We start from the raw sequence: 21,402 nt of genomic DNA on the forward strand, positions 1-21,402 counted from the left end.
TGCTCTGTCGGAGCGAGCGACTAACATGGAGGTGACGAAGGGGAACCGGCGTGAACGAGCTCATCGACACCACCGAGATGTACCTCCGGACCATCTACGAACTCGAAGAGGAGGGCGTCGTCCCCCTGCGCGCCCGGATCGCCGAACGGCTGGGCCAGAGCGGCCCGACGGTGAGCCAGACGGTGGGCCGCATGGAACGGGACGGGCTCGTGGTCGTCGCGGGCGACCGGCACCTCGAACTCACCGACCACGGCCGCTCACTGGCCGTGGCGGTCATGCGCAAGCACCGGCTGGCCGAGCGGCTGCTGGTGGACGTGATCGGCCTGGAGTGGGAGCACGTGCACGCCGAGGCCTGCCGCTGGGAGCACGTGATGAGCGAGGCGGTGGAGCGCAAGCTGGTGCGGCTGCTCAACCACCCCACCACCTCGCCGTACGGCAACCCGATCCCGGGCCTGGACAAGCTCGGCGAGGGCGAGCCCGCGCCGCCGGTGGAGGCCGGTCTGGTCCGGGTGGACGATGTGGCCAGGCGCGGCGGCGGCACGGTGGAGATCCGCCGCATCGCCGAGCACGTGCAGCTCGACCCGGACCTGATGGCCGACCTGAAGGCGGTCGGCGTGCTGCCCGGCAACACCGTCGCGGTCGGCGCGGTCAAGCCGGACGGCAGCGCGATCGCGATCACCGGCGCGGGCAACACGGCCGAGCTGAGCCCCACGGTGCTGCACGCGGTGCTGGCCCGCCTCCCGTGACGCCTGCCGACCGGGCCGCCGAGCAGTTCCGGCGGCTGCACGGCCGCGCCCCGGTCGGGGTGTGGTCGGCCCCCGGCCGGGTGAACCTGATCGGTGAGCACACCGACTACAACGACGGCTTCGTGCTGCCCTTCGCGCTGCCCTTCCGGGTGGCGGTGGCCGCGTCGCCGCGCGCCGACGGACGGCTCGCGGTGACCACGATCGGCGACGACACGGTCCCGCAGCGCGCCGAACCGGTGCCGGTCGCCGAGCTGGCGCCGGGCCGGGTGACCGGCTGGGCCGCCTATCCGGCAGGCGTGGCCTGGGCGCTGCGCGACGAGGGCCACCTGGGCGGCGCCGACCTGGTCATCGTCGGCGACGTGCCCGCGGGCGCCGGGCTGTCGTCCTCGCACGCCCTGCAGTGCGCGACCGCGCTGGCCCTGCTCGGCCTGGCCGGGGTGACCCCGGAGCAGGACGGCGGGCCCGCGTTGACCGAGGTCGCCCGGTGGGTGCAGCGGTCGGAGAACGACTTCGTCGGCGCCCCCACCGGACTGCTCGACCAGACCGCGTCGCTGTGCTGCGTCGAGTCGCACGCGCTGTTCCTGGACGTGCGTTCCGGCGCCCGTGAGCAGGTGCCGTTCGACGCGACGGCGACCGGCTTCGAGGTGCTGGTGATCGACACCCGGGCACGGCACTCGTTGGCCACCAACGGTTCCGGCTACGCCGACCGCCGCCGCGGCTGCGAGCGGGCGGCCGCGCTGCTGGGCGTGCCCGCGCTGCGCGACGTCACCCTGGACGGGTTGGACGACGCGCTGGGCGCGCTCCCGGACGAGCTGCGGCCGTTGGTACGGCACGTGGTCACGGAGAACGACCGCGTGCTGCGCACCGTCGCCGCACTGCGCGCGGGCGAGCCCGACGACATCGGCCCGCTGCTGACCGCCTCGCACGCCAGCCTGCGCGACGACTACCGGGTGTCCTGCGCGGAACTGGACCTCGCGGTGGACGCGGCCGTCGGCGCGGGCGCGGCGGGTGCCAGGATGACCGGCGGCGGCTTCGGCGGCTCGGCGATCGCCCTCGTGCCCGCGGGCGCGCGCGGCATCCGCCCGGCGGTGTCGGCCGCCTTCGCGCGGCGCGCCCTGCCCGCGCCACGGCTGTTCCCGGCCGTGCCGTCGGCGGGCGCGCACCGCGACCAGTGACAACACGAACCGGACCAGGAGGACCACGGTGAAGCTGCTCGTGACGGGCGGGGCGGGATATGTCGGCAGCGTGTGCGCGGCCAGGCTGGTCGAGACCGGCCACCGGGTGACCGTGGTCGACGACCTGTCGACCGGCCACGCCGACGCCGTGCCGGACGGCGCCCGCTTCGTCCAGGCGGACATCGCCGAGGCCGCCCCCGGCCTGCTCGCCGAGGGCTTCGACGGCGTACTGCACTTCGCGGCGAAGTCGCTCGTCGCGGAGTCCATGTCGGACCCGGCCAAGTACTGGCAGGGCAACGTTCTCACCTCCATCGGTCTGCTGAACGCGATGCGCGACCACGGCACACCGCGACTCGTCTTCTCCTCCACCGCCGCCACCTACGGCGAACCCGACCAGGTCCCGATCGTCGAGACCGCCCCGACCCGCCCCACCAACACCTACGGCGCGTCCAAGCTGGCCATCGACCACGCGATCACCTCCTACGCGAAGGCGCACGGCCTGGCCGCCGTCAGCCTCCGCTACTTCAACGTCGCGGGTGCCTACGGCCCCTACGGCGAGCGGCACACCACCGAGACCCACCTCATCCCGATCGTTCTCCAGGTGGCCGCCGGGACCCGGGAGTCGATCTCCCTCTACGGGGACGACTACCCGACCCCGGACGGCACCTGCGTCCGCGACTACATCCACGTCCTCGACCTCGCCGAGGCCCACCTGCTCGCCCTCGACCACGCCACCGCGGGCGAGCACCGCGTCTACAACCTGGGCTCCGGCACCGGTTTCTCCAACCTGCAGGTCGTGCAGACCTGCCGGGAGGTCACCGGCCACCCGATCCCCGCCGCCTTCGCCCCGCGGCGCCCCGGCGACCCGGCGACCCTGGTGGCCTCCGCGGCGGCGGCGCAGGAGAACATGGGCTGGAAGCCCGAGCGCACGGACCTGCACACCATCATCACCGACGCCTGGAACTTCACCCAGCGCTGACCTCCGCTCGGCACCGCTCCCTCACGACAGTGTTGAGGCGTACCAAAGCAACCTCACGCCGTCCCCACCTTCGACCCGTGAGCACGCGGGCCGAACGCGGCGCGGATGCATCACCTACGCCACAGGGCCTGTGGGCAAATGCCACTTCCCCCTAGGCGGGAATTGCCTGTGCCCGCAAGCCAGTGGCGTAGGTGGTGTCAGTCGGGTACTTCCTCGGTCTTCTCTTCCTCCTTCTGTTCCTCGGTTTCCCGCGCCGCCTGTTCCAGCATGCCGCGTAGCTCCTCAGGGCGTAGTCCCCGCTGTGCCGCTTTCGCCAACAGCAGAGCCATCGCGTGCGACGGGTCCGCCGCCAACGCGTTCTCCACCGCGATCCGCGCCAGAACCCCGTGGCCCTCCAGGTAGGACGTGATCGCCAGCAGGCACGCGGGTTCGGCCCGTTCCGGCGCGGGTGTCGCCCGCACCAGCCTCGTCCACAGCCGCTGCGCCGCCTCCGCGCGGTTTGTCAGCAGGGTTGCCAGCAGCTCGTCGCGTACCTCCGACTGGCAGAGGGCGACGGCGAGCCGGGCGATCTGTTCGTCGCTCAGTGGCGGGTCGTTCGGGGGTGGGATGGCGGTCCGACGGGCGCGTCTGCGGGGTGCTGGGCGGGACGAGATCGGCGGTATTCCGTCCAAGGAGGACACCGCGATGCGGTCGTGGAACTGGGAGATGACGGCGTGCACGTATGCCACCTCCTGCTCGACCGAGGGCGTCGACTCCTCGCGCAGCCGCTTCTCCAGCAACGCGTCGATCAGGTCGGAGCGTCGTTCGAGCCGCGAGTCGGGGTCCGGGCCGAGCGAGTCCGCCATGGCCTGGCGGGTGGGGTACTTGATCACGCCCTGGACGGTGAGCCGGGCCGCGAGCGCGGTCGAGTCGGGATCGGCGATCGTCCCGGCGCAGTCCGGATGGTCGTAGCACTGCCAGGGTGCCGCCTTCGCGATGTCCGGTGTCCACAGGGCGTGCTCGACCGACACTCCCGAGTCGGTGAACGCACTGGTCAGGCGGTTCACGAAACCCCGATACGGCAAGGCATCGGGCCCGCCGACCACCACGAACACGGCGGATTGCACCTCGTGCACGCCGACGATGCCGGTGACGTGCTCGGCCATCACCTCGTGCTCGCCGGGTACCGGCAGGTCGGCGCGCACTATCGGGCCGGTGGTCAGGTCGGTGTCGGTCGGGCGGACGGTGAGCACGACCAGCGAGTCGACGGGGTGGAAGCCGAGCAGGTACGGGATCGCCGCAAGCAGCTCGTCGGTGCGGCGGGCGTCGGTGGTTGTCATGGGTCCACTGTGCGGCCGGGGACCCGGTGGGCACAGCGGCGGCTCGCTGCCTGTGGATGAATCCGGGGGCATGTGGACAACTCGGGGTCCCGGAACGAGAACGGCGGCCCCTTCCGGAGAAGGGACCGCCGTCGGGCACGGGATGATCAGCCGACCGCGGTCTTCAGCGCGGCCAGGCCGCCGACCACCGGCAGCGTCAGGTTGCTGCTCTTGAGGTCGATCGACACACCGGTGCCGGGGGCCGGGCGCAGCGTGAACTCGTTGTCGCTGGAGAGCACGACGAGTCCGAGCTGGTGCCCGGCGGGCAGCACGTAGTCGTCCGGCACCAGGTCGACCCGCAGGTCGTAGGACTTGCCGGGCTGGATCCGGTCGGTACGGCTGATGTTGGCCCGGTTCTGCGGGTCGGTCCAACCGCGGGTGATGATGTCGGTCTTGCCGTCGGGCGCGCGGTCCACCAACAGCGCGGTCAGGTTGGCCGCCGGGCGGTCGAACGAGGTGCGCAGGTAGACGCCGCCCTTGCCGCTGATCCGCAGCGACGTGCTCGCGGGCCGGGTCAGGTAGGTGAGGCGGTTGGGCGAGGTGGCCGCGTTCGCCAGGGTGTCGGCGAGCTTGGTCGCGTCGTCCGTCAGCGACTCCACGACGCGGCGGTCCGGGCGCCAGATCGTGAGACCACCGGAGGTGACACCGCCCGCGCCCGGGTAGAGCGTGGCCTGCGCGGCACTCGGGGCGGGCCAATCGGCCTCATCGGTCCAGGACTTGTCCTCGCGCTGGATCGTGAGCTTGGGCTCGTTCTGGATGCCGTTGTCGACGCCGTAGAGGTAGTGCGACATCCATTTGTTGAGCGTGATCATCCACTCGGTGGGGCGCAACGAGCGCGGGTCCGCGTGACCGGACTGGTGCAGCCAGATCTTGTGCTCGACACCCTGCTTCTTCAACGCGTCGTACCACTGCGCCACGTTGGTCATCTTGACGTTCCAGTCGTTGAGACCGTGCACCGCGAGCACGGACGCGCGCACGTTGCCGACGTCCTTGAGGTAGTCGCGCTCGTCCCAGAACTGGCTGAAGTCACCGGTTACGCGGTCCTGCTTCGCGGTCAGCTCCGCGATCACCGGCTTGCAGATCTCCTGGTCCTTGCGCGTGTACACGTACTCGGCGAGGACATCGAGGTCCTCGCCCTGGTAGGTGCCGGGAGCAACGACAGCGCCATCGGCGCGGTAGTAGTCGTACCAGCTGGAGATCGCCGCGATGGGGACGATGGTCTCCAGGCCGCGCACACCGGTGGTGGCCACGGCGTTGGGCAGGGTCCCGTTGTAGGACACGCCCATCATGCCGACCTTGCCGGTGGTCCAGCCCGCGGTGACGCGCGCGCCTGCGGCGTCACGTGCGGGGGCGCGGCCGTTCAACCAGTCGATGACCGAGCGCGCGCCGATGGTCTCGTTCTGACCGCCGGTGGTGGGGCAGCCGGTGGACTGACCGGAGCCGAGGGACTCGCCGTAGACGACAGCGAACCCGCGCGCGGTGAAGTACTTCTCGTAGCTCCAGGTGATGGGCGCCGCGTTGGGGCCCGCGAGACCGGGACGCGCGAGCTTCGGTCCCGGCTTGCCGTCGGGCACGTGTAACTCGACGTCGACGTTGTGGTTCTCGATGGGGTTGCCGCCCGCGTAGTACGGGCTGGCCTGGTAGACGACGGGGACCTTCATGCCCTGCTCGGTGGCGCGCGGGCGGACGATCTCCACGTGCACCAGGTCGTCGACGCCGTCGTGGTCGCTGTCGACCGGGGCGGTGACCCACAGCGACTCGCGGACCACGTCGGCGGGGTCGAACACCGGCTGGGCCTGTCCGTCGACGAATAACGGCGCCGGTGGCTCCGGCGCGGCGACCGCGGGCATGGCGAGCACGGGGGTGGCAAGTAAGGCTGCGAGCACGGCGACGGCGGATCGCGCACGTCTCATCGGCTTCTCCAAGGGCTGGGGCGGGGCACCTGTGTGCGCACCCTTGCCCGCGCCCGGGACCGTGTCAAGGGCCATCCGATCCGTCCACATGGGATGGACGAGGCCGTGATGGCCAGGTGTTATAGGGATTGCGCCATCGGGCGCAGCGCGGCTTGCGGCAGCGGTACGAGCGGCCTGCGCCCACCGGCCCGGGACACCTGTGGACAACTCCCGCCCGACACCCGCCCGGCATGGGTAACCTCGCGGCGTGACCAGTCGAGTGGAAGCCGAGATCGTCGCCGTGACCGTCTACCCGGGACAGGCCCGGGTCACCCGGCGCGGCGTGCTGAGCGCGTCCGAGGGCGAGCAGCGGGTGGTGGTCGGCGGGCTGCCCGCGTTCCTGCATGCCGACTCCGTGCGGGTCAGCGGGCGCGGCCCGGCGACCGTGCTGGGCGTGGACGTGCGCCAGGAACGCAACCCGCGCACGACCGACGCCGCCACCGTCGAGCTGCGCGCCCGCCGCGACGCGCTGCGCACGGCCCTGCAGGAGCTCGCCGACCGGAACGCCGTCCTGGACGCCCGCGCCGAGCTGCTGGCCACCCTCGCCCGGCGCGCGGGCGGCACGTTCGCCCAGGCCCTGGCCAAGGACGAGACCGACCCGGCCCGGGTGGCCGCGGTCGGCGACGCCCTGTCCGACCAGCTCGCCGAGGTCTACCGGCGGCGGCGCGGGCTGACCGACGAGGTGCGCGCCACCCAGGAGGAGCTCGGCGAGGTGGAGCGGCGGCTGGCCGACCGGGAACAGACCGGGGAGCCGGACAACACGGCCATCGACGTGGAGCTGGCGGTCGGCGCGGCGGCGGACATCGAGCTGGAGGTGTCGTACCTGGTCGACGCGGCCAGCTGGGAGTCCCGCTACGACATCCGGCTGACCGGCTCGACCCTGACGCTCACCTGGTACGGCCTGGTCGCCCAGCACAGCGGCGAGGACTGGCCGGAGTGCGACCTGCGGCTGTCCACCGCCCGGCCGGCGACCAGCGTGGCGGTGCCCGAGCTGGCACCGTGGTACCTGGACGTGTTCAAGCCGGTCCCGCCGCCCGCGCCGCGCAGCATGGCCCCGGACGGCGCGGGCTTCGGCGCGGGCGTCCCGCTGGCGGCCGCCGCCCCCGGCGGCTACTCCCCCATGGTCGAGTCCTTCGCCACGGCCGAACACGGGGTCGCGGCGACGACGTACCGGCCCAGCCGACCGGTCGCCGTACCGGCCGACGGGACCTCGCACCGCACGACGGTCGCGACGGTGGAGCTGCCCGCCGACGTGGACTACGTGACGGTGCCCCTGCGCGGGGCGGAGGCGTACCTGCGGGCGACGGTCACGAACACCTCCGACCACACACTCCGGCCGGGGCGGGCCTCGATCTTCCACGACGCGGAGTTCGTCGGCGTGACGGAGCTCGACGCGTGGGCGCCCGGGGAGGAGGTCGAGCTGGCGTTGGGCATCGACGACCGGATCCGGGTGGAGCGGGAGCTGGTGCGCCGGTCCACGAGCAAGGCGGTGCTGGGCGGCACGCGGAAGCAGGAGGCGGCGTACCGGATCGAGATCGGCAACTACGGTCCACGCCCGGCGAAGATCACCGTGGTCGACCAGGTACCCGTCTCCCGCAGCGAGTCGGTGGAGGTGCGCGACGTGACACTGAAGCCGGAGCCCGCCGAGCGCACCGACCTGGGCGAGGTCACGTGGAAGCTGGACGTCGCGGCGGGGAAGACCGCCGAGATCACCATCGCTTTCCGTGTCACCGTGGCGAAGGGGGCCAACCTGGCCGGTTGGCGCGACTGACTCCACAGCGTCACAACACATTCACCCCGTCAGGCACCGCGAACGCGGAACCATGCCTGACGTGTCGTTCGTTGCAAGGCCGTGCGTGTGCGCGGACCGGCCTTCCCGGGGCTTCCGGCCGGGGGCGGCTGCCGACGTAAGTCGACAGCCGGCGACGAACGCGGTGCGTCGGCCACGCGTGTCGCCGGGCAGTCGCCTGCCTGGCGGGGGCGATCAGGGTTTGAAGGTCTCCAGGACCGTCTCCGCGTGGTCGAGCGAGCGGGCCGGGTCGGCGTCCGGGCTGCCGATCCCGGGGTCGAAGTTGAGGTCGATGAACACCTCCGTGACGCCCTGGTCCGCCAGCCGCCCCAGGTCGTCGCGGATCTGTTCGGCGGTGCCGGTCAGCGGGCGGCGGTCGGGGCCGGTCGAGCCACCGGGGCGGAGCAGGACGACACCGCGGGAGATCACCCGCAAGGTGTCCGGGTCGCGGCCTGCGGACTCGGCGGCGGCGCGGATGATCCGGATCGAGTCGCCGATGGTGGTGAGGTCGGCCCGGCTGCTGCTGATCCAGCCGTCGGCGAGGCGGCCGACGCGGCGGAGGGCGGGTGCGGCGGTGGCGCCCAGCAGGATCGGCGGGCCGCCGGGCTGGACCGGTTTCGGGTCCATGCGCGCGGGCGGGACCCGGTAGAACTCCCCGTCATGGTCGATGATCTCGTCAGTCCACAAGCGGCGGAGCAGGGGGATGTACTCCTCGGCGCGGCGGCCGCGGCTGGACTTGTCCGCGCCGACGGCCGCGTACTCCTCCGCCGACCAGCCGATGCCCAGGCCGGCGTCGAGCCTGCCGCCGGAGAGCAGGTCGATGGTGGCCAACTGCTTGGCCAGCAGGGCAGGGGCGAGGAACGGCAGGTTAACCACGGCTACGCCGAGCCGGACGCGGCTGGTGTGCGCGGCCAGGAACGGCAGAGTGGCGATCGGGTCGAGGACGGCGCGGTAGGCCTCGCCCCAGTTCTCGTCCGGTGGGTAGAGAAGTCGTTGCATCGTCCACAACGACCGGTAGCCCAGTTCCTCGGCCCGGGTGGCCACCCGCACGAGATTGTCGACAGTGGCCCATGACCCCGCGACCGGGGCGCCGAATCCGATCTCCACACCGCCACGCTAGCCCAATCGCCGGCAGACTGGCGCGCATGACCGACGACGCTGCCGACGACCCGTACCTCTGGCTCGAAGACGTGACCGGTGACGCGGCGCTGGACTGGGTCCGCGCGCGCAACGCCGAGACCGAGGCGGTGCTGACCGGCGGCGAGCGGTTCGAGCGGACCAAGGCGGCGGTGCTGGAGGTGCTCGACGCCGACGACCGGATCCCGTACCCGAAGCGGCGCGGCGAGTTCCTCTACAACTACTGGCAGGACGGCGCGCACCCGCGCGGTGTGTGGCGGCGCACCACGCTGGCCGAGTACCGCACGGGCGACCCGGACTGGTCGGTGCTGCTGGACGTCGACGCGCTGGCCGAGCGCGAGGGCGAGAACTGGGTGTGGAAGAGCGCGTCGGTGCTCAAGCCCGACTACCACCTGGCGCTGGTGGAGCTGTCCCGCGGCGGCGCGGACGCGGCCGTGGTGCGCGAGTTCGACCTGCGCACCGGCGAGTTCGTGCCGGACGGGTTCACGCTGCCGGAGGCGAAGAGCCGGGTGAGCTGGATCGATGCGGACCACATCTACGTGGGCACCGACTTCGGCGAGGGCTCGTTGACCTCGTGCGGCTACCCGCGCGTGGTGAAGCGGTGGCGGCGGGGCACGCCGTTGGCCGAGGCGGAGCTGATCTACGAGGGCAAGCCCGAGGACGTGACGGCCTACGCCTACCGGGACAAGACGCCCGGGTTCGAGCGGGACTTCGTCGGCAGGTTCCCGGATTTCTTCACCTCGGAGGAGTACCTGGTCACCGCGGGCGGCGACCTGGCGCGCATCGACGTGCCGGACGACGCGACGGTCGACGTGCACCGGGAGTGGCTGCTGGTCACGCCGCGCTCGGACTGGACGGTCGGCGGCACGACGCACCGCGCGGGTTCGCTGGTGGTGGGCCGGTTCGACGACTTCATGGCCGGTGAGCGCGAGCTGACGCCGTTGTTCGTGCCGGACGAGCACACGTCGTTGAGCGGGCTGACGTGGACGCGCAACCACCTGATCCTGATCGAGCTGGAGGACGTGAAGACGCGGCTGGAGGTGCTCACGCCCGGCCCGGACGGCTGGGCGCGGGCGACGCTGCCGGGCGCGCCGGAGGTGGGGTCCGCGGACGTGATCGACACGGACCCGGACGACAGCGACGAGTACCTGCTCAACGTCAGCGGCTACCTGCAGCCCGCGACGCTGCTGCGCGGCGAGGTCGGCGGCGAGGTGGAGACGTTGCGGCAGGGGCCCGCGTTCTTTGACCCCGCCGGGCTGGACGTCACGCAACATTTCGCCACCTCGGCGGACGGCACCAAGGTCCCGTACTTCGTGGTGTCCGGCACGGACCCCGACGGCCCCACGCTGCTCTACGGCTACGGCGGGTTCGAGGTCTCGCTGACCCCCGGCTACAGCGGCAGCCTGGGCCGCGGCTGGCTGAACCACGGCGGCACGTACGTGGTCGCCAACATCCGCGGCGGCTCGGAGTACGGCCCGGAGTGGCACCGCGCGGCGCTGCGGGAGAACCGGCCGCGCGCGTACGAGGACTTCGCCGCCGTCGCGCGCGACCTGGTGGCGCGCGGAATCACCACCCCCGAGCGGCTGGCCGCGCAGGGCGGCAGCAACGGCGGCCTGCTCGCGGGCGTGATGCTCACCCGCTACCCGGAGCTGTTCGGCGCGGTGGTCAGCCAGGTCCCGCTGCTCGACCTGCGCCGCTACCACCTGCTGCTGGCGGGCGCGTCGTGGATGGCCGAGTGGGGCAACCCGGACGACCCGGCGGACTGGGCGTACCTGGAGACGTTCTCGCCGTACCACAACGTGCACCGAGACACGAAGTACCCGCCGGTCTTCTTCGTGACGTCCACTCGCGACGACCGCGTGCACCCTGGCCACGCACGCAAGATGGCGGCCCGCATGATCGACCTCGGGCATCGGCCGTACTACTACGAGAATATCGAGGGCGGACACAACGCGGCGGCGGACAATTCGCAACGCGCGTTCATGTCGGCGATCGTCTACGAGTTCCTGTTGCGCACGCTGACCCCGTGAGGTTCCACCCCGGCGGCCCTGTCGGGGGTGGTGGGTAGTGTCTGGGGCGTGTTGGCGCTGCACTGTCTGGTCACGGTCGAGGACGAGGTGGCGCTCTGGGCTGAGGACTCGTCCCTGCCGCCCCGCAGGCCCGGCCGGGCCAAAGCCACGAAAGGGCAACCCGCGGACCATCCGTTCGCCGTCTCCGGGCGGGCATTGAACGAGTTGGTGCCGGGGTTGCCCGGTGAGTCGGCCGTGTTGTTGCCGTCGTATCCGTCCGCGCCGGTGGCGTCGCCGGAGCTGGTCCGTGATCCGTTGCGGCGGGGGGTTTCGCCCGCGGGGGCGGTCGGGTTGGTGGCGTGGCGGGTGCAGACCGTGCGGATGTCACCGGCGGCGTTCGCGCGCGGGGCGTTGCCGGAGCGGGGCGATGTGCGGCAGGGGGCGAGTGTCCGGTTCCTCGCCGCGGTGGCCGCGTTCGCCGAGGATCTGGTGGGGCGGGGCAAGGTGTTGCCGTCGGTCGTCGCCGAGGAGGACGGGCAGACGGCGCGGTGGCGGCCGGTGTTGGCGGGGGCGGACTCGGCGCGGTACGTGCGGCTGCGGGAGGCGCTTCCCCCGGTTCTGCGCGCGGTTCGCGTGCACGGGCTGGACGGCAGGCGTTCCGGCGATGTGTTGGCGCCGATGGTGGACGCGTTCGTCGACTCGGCGGTGCGGGCGCGGTTGGCCGGGGCGCGGATCGGGCCGGAGCGGGGTGGAGCGACGGCGTCGGCGGCGTTGTTGGCCGCGCTCACCGGGGATCCGCTGATCGATGCCGCGCCGGAGCAGGTCGCCCGGGTCGGGGTGAAGCTGGCCGAGTGGCGGGCCGGGGCGAGCCGCGACGAGCCGATGCGGGCGTGTTTCCGGTTGCGTTCACCCGAGAACGACGACGATGTGTGGCGGCTGGAGTTCCTGTTGCAGGCCGCCGACGACCCGAGTGTCCAGGTGCCCGCCGAACAGGTCTGGCGGGGTGACCGGGACGCGGTGTTGCGGCGGTGGGTGGCGCGGCCGCAGGAGCTGTTGTTGGCCGAACTCGGTCGTGCGGCGCGGGTCCTGCCGGATCTGGACGCCTGTCTGCGGGAGGCGTCGCCGACGGAGCTGCGGCTGGACGCCGAGGGGGCGCACCGGTTCCTGATCCACGCGGGCGCTCTCGACCAGGCCGGGTTCGGTGTCCTGCTGCCGTCGTGGTGGCGCGGCTCGACAGCGGTCGGGCTGCGGTTGACCACGACGAGCCGGGGCGCGGCGGGCGCGGTGCGGCGGAACGCGCCGTTGGGCAAGGACGAGCTGGTCGACTACCGCTGGGATCTCGCGTTGGGCGATGTGCGGTTGTCCGAACGCGAGTTGTCCGAGCTGGCCGCCGCGAAGGTGCCGTTGGTGCGCGTGCGCGGCGAGTGGGTGCACGTCGACCACCGGGGCCTCACGGCGGCGTTGGCGTTCGTGGAGCGGGCCCGGTCCGGGCGGATGTCGGTGGGCGAGGTGCTGGAACTGGCCGCGCTGCCCGCCGACGACGAGCAGCTGCCGGTGCCGGTGGTCGACATCGGCGGCACCGGCTGGTTGGCCGACCTGTTGAGCGGCTCGGTGGAGACCCGTCTCGAACCGGTCGACACGCCCGAGGGGTTCACCGCCGAGCTGCGCCCGTACCAGCGGCGCGGCCTGGCCTGGCTGGCGTTCCTGGACCGTCTCGGGCTCGGCGCGTGCCTGGCCGACGACATGGGGCTGGGCAAGACGGTGCAGCTGCTGGCGTTGGAGACGTGGGCGCGGGCGAGCGAGCAGCGGCCGCCGACGCTGCTGGTGTGTCCGATGTCGGTGGTGGGCAACTGGCAGCGGGAGGCGGAGCGGTTCGCGCCCGGGCTGCGCGTGCACATCCACCACGGCGCCGACCGGCTGACCGGCGCGGACCTCGCCGACGCGGTGTCCGGCGCCGACCTGGTGATCACCACCTACGCGCTGGCCACCCGCGACGCCGAGGTGCTGGCCGAGCTGACCTGGGACCGGGTGGTGCTGGACGAGGCGCAGAACATCAAGAACAGCGCGTCCCGCCAGTCCCAGGTGCTGCGCGCGCTGCCCGCCCGGCACCGGGTGGCGTTGACCGGCACGCCGGTGGAGAACCGGCTCGCCGAGCTGTGGTCGATCATGGACTTCGCCAACCCCGGGCTGCTCGGCCCGCTCACCCGGTTCCGCGCCCGGTTCGCCGTGCCGGTGGAGCGGCACGGCGACGAGGAGGCGGCCGCGCGGCTGCGGCGGATCACCGGGCCGTTCGTGCTGCGCCGGGTGAAGACCGACCCGGCGATCATCGACGACCTGCCGGAGAAGCTGGAGATGAAGCAGCTCTGCAACCTCACCGCGGAGCAGGCCTCGCTCTACCGGGCGGTCGTGGACGACATGCTGGTGAAGATCGACGAGGCGGAGGGCGTGCAGCGCAAGGGGCTCGTGCTGGCCACGATGACCCGGCTCAAGCAGGTGTGCAACCACCCGGCGCACTTCCTCGGCGACGGGTCGCGGATCCCCGGCCGCTCCGGCAAGCTCGCCCGGCTGGAGGAGATACTGGAGGAGGTGCTCGCGCAGGGCGAACGGGCGTTGTGCTTCACGCAGTTCACCGAGTTCGGCGGGATGCTGGTGCCGCACCTGGCCGCGCGGTTCGACACGGAGGTGCTGTTCCTGCACGGCGGAACGCCCAAACGGCAGCGGGACGCGATGGTGGAACGGTTCCAGTCCGGCGACGGGCCGTCGATCTTCCTGTTGTCGCTCAAGGCGGGCGGCACCGGGCTCACCCTCACCGCGGCCAACCACGTCGTGCATCTCGATCGTTGGTGGAACCCGGCGGTGGAGGACCAGGCGACCGACCGGGCGTTCCGCATCGGGCAGCGGCGGGACGTGCAGGTGCGCAAGTTCGTCTGCATCGGCACGCTGGAGGAGCGGGTGGACGCCATGATCGAGGACAAGAAGGCATTGTCCCGCCTGGTCGTCGGCGCGGGCGAGAACTGGCTCACCGAACTGTCCACATCGGAGCTGCGGGAGCTGGTCACGCTCTCCGGCGACGCGGTCGGGGAGTGACGCGGTGACCGAGGACTGGTGGGACGACGGGCCGTCGGTGCCGATCCCGGTCGACGGCGGCCTGAAGGCGCGCAGCCAACGCGGCGAGATCGCGCGCACGTGGTGGTCACGGCGATTCATCGCGACGTTGGAACAGCTGGGGTTGTCGGGCAGGCTCAGCAGCGGCAAGCGTTACGCGCGCGCGGGTCAGGTGGTCAGCATGTCGTTGTCCACCAGCATCGTCGTGGCGCAGGTGCAGGGGACGCGGCCGGAGCCCTACCGGGTGCGGGTGGGGATCAGGGCGTTCTCCGCGACCGAGTGGGACGAGGTGGAGCGCGCGTTCGCGGGACAGGCGCTGTACCTGGCGAAGCTGCTCGCGGGTGAGCTGCCGGAGGACGTGGAGGACGTGTTCGAGCAGGCCGGGCTGCGGTTGTTCCCGGTGTCGCCGCGAGAGCTGACGATGGACTGCTCCTGTCCGGACTGGCAGGTGCCGTGCAAGCACCTGGCGGCGATCTGTTATCTGTTGGCCGAGTCGTTCGACGCGGATCCGTTCGAGTTTCTGGCGTGGCGGGGACGCGGCAGGCAGGAGTTGCTGGACAACCTGCGGCGGCTGCGCGCGCACACGGCCGAGCCGGTCGATGACGGGGAGCCGCTCGCCGACGTGCTGGATACGTTCTGGGGCGCGGCGGTGCCCGCGCCGACCACACACCCGGCCCGGGTCGCGCCGGACGCGTTGTTGGACCAACTGGTGCCGCCGTCACTGGCCGTGCGCGGCAAACCGATCGTGGAATGGTTGCGGCCCGCCTATCGGGCGATGGCCGACGAGGAGGAAGCGTGAGCGGACGGCTGGACCGTCGGGTGACGGCCGTGGCCGAGGAGTTGTTACGGCGCAAGAAGGTCGTGGCGCCGTTGGACGTGCTGTCCGGCCTGGGCTGGTTGAGCAGCCGCTCTGTGCAGGCCTGGGAGCTGGGTCGGGTCGAGCGCCTGGACAGTCAGGCGGCGGTCCCGCCCGCGCGGTTGGCCGAGGCGTTGACGTGCCTGCACGAGTGGGCGGCCGGGCAGGGTCTGGTGAAGTCCGAAGTGGACTATGTGGCGGCGACTCGGGACCGGCGCGGGCTGGTGTTCGGTGGGGACGCGGCGGTCGAGGCGGCGTTCCGCATCCAGTGGACGGCTCCCGGCCTGTCTCCGGCGCGGCAGGCGCGGATCGCGGAGCGGCAGGCGAAGGCGCCGGATCTGGTGGTGATCCAGCCGGATAAGCAGTGGCATTGCGCGCAGTGCGGGGAGACTGGCGAGTTCCACTTCCTTGAGGATGAGCGGCCGCTGTGTCTGGTCTGCGCGGATATGGACCATCTGGTGCACCTGCCGTCTGGGGACGCCGCGTTGACGCGGCGTGCGCGTAAGGCGAGTGGGCTGGCGGCTGTCGTGGTGCGGTGGAGTAAGTCGCGCAAACGCTTTGATCGGCGGGGGATCCTGGTCGAGCGGAAGGCGTTGGAGGCTGCCGAGGAGCAGTGCCTGGCCGATGAGGAGGTTCGGGAGCGGCGGAAAGCTCGCGATCGGGAGCGGCGGGCCGCGCAGGATGTGGAGTTTCAGGGGGCGTTCGCTGTGCGGATCGGGGAGTTGTTTCCCGGGTTGGATGGGGAGCGGGCGCGGGCTATCGCTGAGCATGCCGGGGTGCGGAGTAGTGGGCGGGTGGGGAGGTCGGCTGCCGGGCAGGCGTTGGATGAGCATGCGGTGACGTTGGCGGTGGTGGCGGCTATTCGGCATGAGGAGACCGGGTATGACGCGATGCTGATGGCGGGGGTGGGGAGGGCTGAGGCTCGTGAGCGTATTCGGGGGGATATTGATCGGGTGTTGGCATTGTGGCGTCAGGGGTGAATGAGGACGTTGACACCTGAGAGCTGCGGGTTTTGCCGGCTGGCCGTCGGCATGCGCGTGGATCCAATGGGCCCCCTCTCTCGTCCGAAATTGGTTTGAAGTTCGCCAGGACCAGAGGCGGGTGGGGCGTTTGTGGGCGAGTTCCGGTTTTGCGCGGAGACCGTCGCCTTGGGTTCTGTTGCGTGGACCCGGTTATTCCACGTCAGCGGTTGTGGCGGACCAGGTGTTGCAGGAGGCGGTGTTGTCGCCGTTGAGGCCTGCCTTGGCCCACTTGCCCTGGTTGCGGGCGCTGCCGTGGGAGTCGGAGTTGTAGACGGCGCTGAAGGAGTCCAGGGCGTCGGCGACCACGCGGTTGGTGAGGGTGGCTTTTCCCTTGGCGGCGGCCAGGAACAGACCGGCGAAGCAGTTGGCCTGTAACTCCGTGCGGCGGGAGATCTCCATCAGTTCGTCCTCGTCGGCGGTGAACTCGCGCAGCGACGCGGCGCGCAGGATGCCGGAGGCGCCTTGGACGTGGTGGCCGTATTCGTGGGCGAGAACGGCGATGTGGTACGCCGGGACGGTGCCCGCGGACTCCAGGAGGCGGGCGCGAGGCATGTAGATGGTGTCGTCGTAGTCGCAGTAGAAGGCGAGGACATCATCGTCCGCCGGGGCGGGGCCGCAGCCGGAGGTGGGGTTGTCGGAGACGTCCAGCTTGGGGCGGGGGAAGGTGCCGCCGGTGGCCGCCTCGACGACCGGGCGCCAGGCGCGGTCGAGGCAGTCGATGGCGGCCTGGTAGAAGGTGGTCAGGTCGGCGGAGGTGCCGCGGCCGAGGCGGGGTAACGAGCAGTCCACTCTGGCCAGTGCGGCGCCCGGGACGAGCAGGCTGTTGGCGGCGATGTCGGTGGACTTGGCCGGGGTGCCGGTGGTCGGGCCGGGGTCGGTGTCCGGGGGTGGGACCACGCGGACGGGCGCGGTGGCGGCGGCGACGGCCTCGCCCTTGATCGTGCCGTGGCCGGTGGTGGCGAGCTTGCCGATGATGCCGGTCCACAGCACGCTCACCGCGACCAGGCCGATCACCGCGATGATGACCAGCGGACGGTTGCCGCGGGTGCCCGGCGGCGGACCGATCGTGACCACCGGGAGCTGCGACATCGCGCCGAATCCCGGCTCCTGAGCGCCCTCGTCCATGTCCCCCACCTCGACTGCCCCGGAGGGCGAACCGGCTCCCCCGAACCGCTGCGGCCATCATACGTCCCTCCTGGCCTGATCAGCCCACCCTTTCCCGCCGTGGGCCACCCGGGTCTCGATCGACCCCCAGCCGGTCGAGACCCGGGTGGCGGGACCGCCCCGGAGGCGGGTCCGGGGCGATGTTCCGCCGATCCGCGTGGACCGCGGGTGGCGGTGGTTCGTCCTGATCTTGGTCAGGCGCCCAGCCTGGGACCTCCACCTGGGTGGAGGTCAAGTGCGCTCACCTGTCCGCGAGGTAGGCGGCGAACTCGACCTTGCCGTCGGCGTGGTCGGGCGCCAGGTGGTCGCCGCGGCGGTAGGCGGCGAACGTCTTGCCGGGCAGCCGCACCGGTACCCGGACCGCGCGTTTGCCCGTGGCCGCGAGGTACTGGCCTGCCAGGTCACGCGCGGTCCGGACGGTCGGCCCGCCCAGGTCGGGCACGCGGCCCTGGGCCGGTCCGGCGGCCAGTTCCGCCAGTCGGCGCGCCACGGTCTCGGTGTCCACGGGCTGGAAGCTGAACGACGGGTAGAGCAACAGCAGCCGCTGCATGTCGAACAGCTTGGCGATCAGCTGGTGGAACTGGGTGGCGCGCAGGATCGTGTACGGCAGGCCGCTCGCCTCGATGAGCCGCTCGACGGCGAGCTTGGCGCGGTAGTAGGGCAGCGGCACGCGGTCGACCCCGACGATCGAGATGTAGACCAGGTGCGGGCTGCCTGCCCGCCGCGCCGCCGCGACCAGGTTCTCGGTGGCGGCGACGTCCTTGCGCCCGAGCGTGGTCGCGCAGTGCACGACCACCGTGACGCCCGCCAGCGCGTCGGCGAGGCCCGCGCCGGTGAGCAGGTCGCCGCGGGTCTCCCCGCTGCTGCGGCTCAGGACGCGGGCCTCGGGCAACGCCCGGACGACATCCCGGCCGAGTGTGCCGGTGCCGCCGGTGACGAGGATGGTCATGGGAGCCTCCCTGGGGTCGTCGGTCACCCCATTGACTGCGTGGCGCGCCCGTTCGTGACAGCTCGCGGCCGGATACCCCGGTGAGACCGGTCATAGCCGTTTCGACCGCGAGCGAACGAGCACCCGACGAGTGTGGCTCCCGGGTGGCGGACCGCGCGTGTCCTATCGGGACAGGATGGCCGTCGGGGCGGCGCGTTCACCCGGTCCAGGAGCACCGCGGAGGTCGGAGGCCACCGCGAACTCGACGCGCGCCTCGCGGATGAACGACCACCGGGTGCGGCCGAGGACCTTCAGCGCGCTGCCGTGGTCGAGCGCGACGACCAGCACCGCGCCCAGGAACATCAGGTGCCAGAGGTGGCGGGCGAGCCAGGGCAGGGAGCCGAACGCGCGCAGCCGGTCGCGGTGGAACGGCACGTGCCTGCGTTCGTCGGCGAGGAGCCTGCCCGCGACCTCGGTCGTCAACGGGTCGGTGGTGCCGTCGCGCAGGGAACGGTAGTAGGCCAGGGCTACTACTTCGGCGATGGACAGCACCATCAGTTCCATCCGCAGCCCCAGCGCGCGCCGGAGCCGGACGAACACCGCGTCGCTCCAGTGCCCGGTGATGGTGGACGCCTGTGCGGCGCCGAGTAGTTCGGCGAGCATGCGCGCGTGGTTGCGCTCCTCGTCGATGAACAGCTTCACCGCGTCCCCGTAGGCGCCGCCGCCGGACTTGGCGATGAGGTTGGCGCCGTCACCCGCCTCCCCCAGTTGAAACCGCTGCACGCTACGCACGATCGCCGGGTGCATGCGCGCCCCGGCGGCCCAGTCGGGCTCGCCACGCGCAGCGCGGCGGTCGATCTCGGCGGTGAAATCCCCCAACCACTCCTCGAATGTCATGTGTCCACTGTGAACCAGAAACCCGTCGGGTCAGGGATTCTCCACAGTTCCCTCACGGCATCCGGCGGCGGCCTCCACGACCCTCAACGAGTCGACACAAACGCGGCGACGCCGTCCAGGATCCGGGCCAGGCCGAAGTCCAGGGCCTGGTCGTGCGCGCCGTCCTCGGCGGCCGAGCGCATGGCGGCGGCCAACGCGGGGAACCGGTCGGCGCGGGCGGCCAGGACGGCGCCGACCGTGGCGGCCATGGTGCCCTCGGGCGACCCGTCGGGCACCGCCACGCCCTGCTGGGCGATCCCGCGGACATGCCCGGCGAGCGTGGCCGCGACATCGATCGCCTCGCCGCCGCGCAGCCCGGTGCCCGCGAGCGCGGCGACGGCGCGGTCGAGCCAGGCGACCTCGTTGGGGCCGATCGGGCGCGGGCCGATGGTGGCGGCCAGCGCCCAGGGGTGCGCGCGGAACCGGTCGAACAGGGTCCGCGCCCAGTGGTCGAGGGCGGCCCGCCAGCCGTCGGGCAGCTCGGGCGGCGGGCCGACGGCCAAGTCGACCATGACCGCGACCAGGTCGTCCTTGCCCGGGACGTAGCGGTAGATGGCCATCTTGGTGACGCCGACGGCGGCGGCGACGCGCTGCATGGTCACCGCGGCAAGACCGTCCGCGTCGGCGATGGCGATCCCGGCCGCGGCCACCGACCGCACGGCCAACGTGGGCCGGGGGCCGCGGCGGGGTCCGTCCGGCGGGTCCCACAGCAGCGCCATGGCCTGGGTCACGTCCGGCTCCTCGCGGTTGACAACGGTAACTGCGTCCAGCATACACTGTGTCCATGGGACACAGATTGCGTGACATCCGGGTACTGATCTCCGGCGCGGGCGTGGCGGGACCCGCGCTCGCCTACTGGCTCACCCACCACGGCGCCCGCGTCACCGTGGTCGAGGCCGCGCCCGCCCTGCGCACCAGCGGCTTCGCCGTCGACTTTCGCGGGCCGACCCACCTAGGCGTGCTGGAACGCATGGGCGTGCTCGACGAACTGCGCGCCGTACAGACCCACGCGGGCGCGATGAGCTGCGTCGACGAGCACGGGCGCGAGATCTTCCGACTCCCGGCCGAGTTCGCGGGCGGGGACCTGGAGGTGCGGCGCCGAGACCTGTCGCGGGTGCTGTACGAGCGGGCGGCGGACCGGGTCGAGTACCTGTTCGGGGACACGATCACCGCGTTGAGCGAGACATCCACGGGAGTGGTGGTCGACTTCGCGCGGTCCGGCTCGCGGACCGTGGACCTGGTCGTCGGCGCGGACGGTCTCCACTCGGGCGTACGCGCGCTGGGGTTCGGACCGGAGACGGGGTTCGTGCGGCATCTGGGGCACTACCTGGCTGGGTGGGACATGCCTGCTGTGCCGGGGGTGGGGAGTGTGCCGGAGCAGTACAACCTGCCTGGGCGGATGGCGAGTATCGCCACCGATCCACGCGATCCGGCTGTGGGTGGCGCGTTCGTGGTGTTCGCCGCGCCTCGGCTGGAGTATGCCGATCGGGATCTGGGGCAGCAGAAGGCGCTGATCACCCGGGCGTTGAGCGGCATGGAGTGGCACGTGCCCCGGTTGTTGGCGGGGTTGGCGGCCGCGCCGGAGCTGTACTTCGACTCGATCAGCCGGGTGGTGGTGCCGCACTGGTCCACCGGGCGGGTGGCGTTGCTGGGTGACGCCGCGTGGGGGGTGACGCTCGGCGGTATGGGCGTGGGGACGGCCGTGGTCGGGGCTTATGTGCTGGCGGGCGAACTGGCGCAGGCCGGGGGCGACCATGTCACCGCTTTCGCCGCCTACGAGGAGCGCATGCGCGGGTATGCGTCGAAGTGGCAGCGCGGCGCGAATCCCGGGGCGTTCCTCGCGCCGAAGACCGCTTTCGGCCTGCGCTTCCGAAACACGATGTTCAGTAACGGACTCGTGCGGCGGATGCTTGTTCGAAGCACGAAGTCCCTGGCTACCGCCCCGGAACTACCGGACTATCTCGACTAGTGTGTCGTGATCCTGCTGTGCTTACTTGGCGTTGTTGTCCACGAGCTTTCTGACGTTCTGCTGGACCAGGCGGACCTTGGCGAGGATCTCGTCGGCGGTGGCGGTCCAGCGGAACGGCTGGGCGTTGGTGTTCCAGTGGGTGATGTAGTCGCGGATCTGCTTGATCAGGACCGAGACGGAGCTGAATGTGCCGCGGCGGATGGCCTGGCGGGTGATGATCCCGAACCAGATCTCGATCTGGTTCATCCACGACGAACCGATCGGGGTGAAGTGGAAG

The 21,402-nt window shown here is 71.8% G+C and carries 16 protein-coding genes and 1 pseudogene; 9 read left to right on the forward strand and 8 right to left on the reverse strand.

Features of this window, described 5'->3' with window-relative positions; genetic code table 11:
* Positions 1 to 50: 50 nt before the first annotated feature.
* Genes C503_RS0123705 through galE form a run of 3 tightly spaced genes read left to right on the forward strand, consistent with a single transcriptional unit; the run spans position 51 to position 2,900 of the window.
* Positions 51 to 746 (forward strand): iron-dependent transcriptional repressor DtxR, encoded by a 696-nt coding sequence (locus C503_RS0123705; protein ID WP_018684723.1) that lies wholly within the window; start codon positions 51 to 53, stop codon positions 744 to 746.
* Complete coding sequence (gene galK, locus C503_RS0123710) at positions 743 to 1,921, forward strand: galactokinase (RefSeq protein WP_018684724.1); 1,179 nt, start codon at positions 743 to 745, stop codon at positions 1,919 to 1,921. Before C503_RS0123705 ends, galK begins: the two co-directional genes overlap by 4 nt.
* A gap of 28 nt (positions 1,922 to 1,949) precedes the next feature.
* A complete protein-coding gene (gene galE / locus C503_RS0123715) occupies positions 1,950 to 2,900 on the forward strand; it encodes a UDP-glucose 4-epimerase GalE (protein ID WP_018684725.1) in 951 nt (316 codons plus the stop codon).
* A gap of 197 nt (positions 2,901 to 3,097) precedes the next feature.
* On the opposite strand, the gene C503_RS40535 is transcribed toward galE, so the two are convergent.
* Positions 3,098 to 4,219, reverse strand: a complete 1,122-nt coding sequence (locus C503_RS40535; RefSeq protein ID WP_018684726.1) for a DUF4192 domain-containing protein — start codon at positions 4,217 to 4,219, stop codon at positions 3,098 to 3,100.
* A gap of 146 nt (positions 4,220 to 4,365) precedes the next feature.
* A complete protein-coding gene (locus C503_RS0123725; protein WP_026316630.1) occupies positions 4,366 to 6,171 on the reverse strand; it encodes a Xaa-Pro dipeptidyl-peptidase in 1,806 nt (601 codons plus the stop codon).
* Between the two features lie 247 nt (positions 6,172 to 6,418).
* Between C503_RS0123725 and C503_RS0123730 the strand changes: the two genes are divergently transcribed.
* Positions 6,419 to 7,981 carry a mucoidy inhibitor MuiA family protein gene (locus tag C503_RS0123730; protein WP_156893422.1) on the forward strand — a complete coding sequence of 521 codons (1,563 nt, stop codon included), beginning with the start codon at positions 6,419 to 6,421 and terminating at the stop codon, positions 7,979 to 7,981.
* A gap of 213 nt (positions 7,982 to 8,194) precedes the next feature.
* On the opposite strand, the gene C503_RS0123735 is transcribed toward C503_RS0123730, so the two are convergent.
* Positions 8,195 to 9,106: a TIGR03619 family F420-dependent LLM class oxidoreductase gene (locus tag C503_RS0123735; RefSeq protein ID WP_018684729.1), complete on the reverse strand. Its 912-nt coding sequence runs from the start codon at positions 9,104 to 9,106 to the stop codon at positions 8,195 to 8,197.
* Between the two features lie 38 nt (positions 9,107 to 9,144).
* Here C503_RS0123735 and C503_RS0123740 point away from each other — a divergent pair, with 38 nt between their 5' ends.
* From C503_RS0123740 to C503_RS0123755, 4 genes are read left to right on the forward strand one after another with little or no spacing between them, the layout of a single operon-like run.
* Positions 9,145 to 11,166, forward strand: coding sequence for a prolyl oligopeptidase family serine peptidase (locus C503_RS0123740; RefSeq protein ID WP_018684730.1), 2,022 nt, complete (start codon positions 9,145 to 9,147; stop codon positions 11,164 to 11,166).
* A 48-nt stretch (positions 11,167 to 11,214) separates the two neighbouring features.
* Positions 11,215 to 14,232, forward strand: coding sequence for a DEAD/DEAH box helicase (locus C503_RS0123745; RefSeq protein WP_018684731.1), 3,018 nt, complete (start codon positions 11,215 to 11,217; stop codon positions 14,230 to 14,232).
* A gap of 4 nt (positions 14,233 to 14,236) precedes the next feature.
* Complete coding sequence (locus C503_RS0123750) at positions 14,237 to 15,049, forward strand: SWIM zinc finger family protein (protein ID WP_018684732.1); 813 nt, start codon at positions 14,237 to 14,239, stop codon at positions 15,047 to 15,049.
* Complete coding sequence (locus C503_RS0123755; RefSeq protein WP_018684733.1) at positions 15,046 to 16,086, forward strand: DUF2293 domain-containing protein; 1,041 nt, start codon at positions 15,046 to 15,048, stop codon at positions 16,084 to 16,086. The genes C503_RS0123750 and C503_RS0123755 overlap by 4 nt, the downstream gene beginning before the upstream one ends.
* A 192-nt stretch (positions 16,087 to 16,278) precedes the next feature.
* On the opposite strand, the gene C503_RS40540 is transcribed toward C503_RS0123755, so the two are convergent.
* From C503_RS40540 to C503_RS0123775, 4 genes are all read right to left on the reverse strand, one after another.
* On the reverse strand, positions 16,279 to 17,253 hold the full coding sequence (locus tag C503_RS40540; RefSeq protein WP_018684734.1) for a neutral zinc metallopeptidase: 975 nt from the start codon (positions 17,251 to 17,253) through the stop codon (positions 16,279 to 16,281).
* Positions 17,254 to 17,533: 280 nt separating this feature from the next.
* A complete protein-coding gene (locus C503_RS0123765; protein WP_018684735.1) occupies positions 17,534 to 18,241 on the reverse strand; it encodes an SDR family oxidoreductase in 708 nt (235 codons plus the stop codon).
* A 162-nt stretch (positions 18,242 to 18,403) separates the two neighbouring features.
* Positions 18,404 to 19,117 carry a ferritin family protein gene (locus tag C503_RS0123770; RefSeq protein ID WP_018684736.1) on the reverse strand — a complete coding sequence of 238 codons (714 nt, stop codon included), beginning with the start codon at positions 19,115 to 19,117 and terminating at the stop codon, positions 18,404 to 18,406.
* Positions 19,118 to 19,200: 83 nt separating this feature from the next.
* Positions 19,201 to 19,929, reverse strand: coding sequence for a TetR/AcrR family transcriptional regulator (locus C503_RS0123775; RefSeq protein WP_018684737.1), 729 nt, complete (start codon positions 19,927 to 19,929; stop codon positions 19,201 to 19,203).
* A gap of 23 nt (positions 19,930 to 19,952) precedes the next feature.
* On the opposite strand from C503_RS0123775, the gene C503_RS0123780 reads away from it, so the two are divergent.
* Positions 19,953 to 21,125, forward strand: coding sequence for an FAD-dependent monooxygenase (locus C503_RS0123780; protein ID WP_018684738.1), 1,173 nt, complete (start codon positions 19,953 to 19,955; stop codon positions 21,123 to 21,125).
* A 21-nt stretch (positions 21,126 to 21,146) separates the two neighbouring features.
* Here the strand turns inward: C503_RS0123780 and C503_RS0123785 are convergent.
* Positions 21,147 to 21,402: pseudogene (locus C503_RS0123785) on the reverse strand (IS630 family transposase); the annotation flags it as partial.

The sequence above is a fragment of the Actinokineospora enzanensis DSM 44649 genome (assembly GCF_000374445.1).
In the GTDB taxonomy this organism is placed as follows: domain Bacteria; phylum Actinomycetota; class Actinomycetes; order Mycobacteriales; family Pseudonocardiaceae; genus Actinokineospora; species Actinokineospora enzanensis.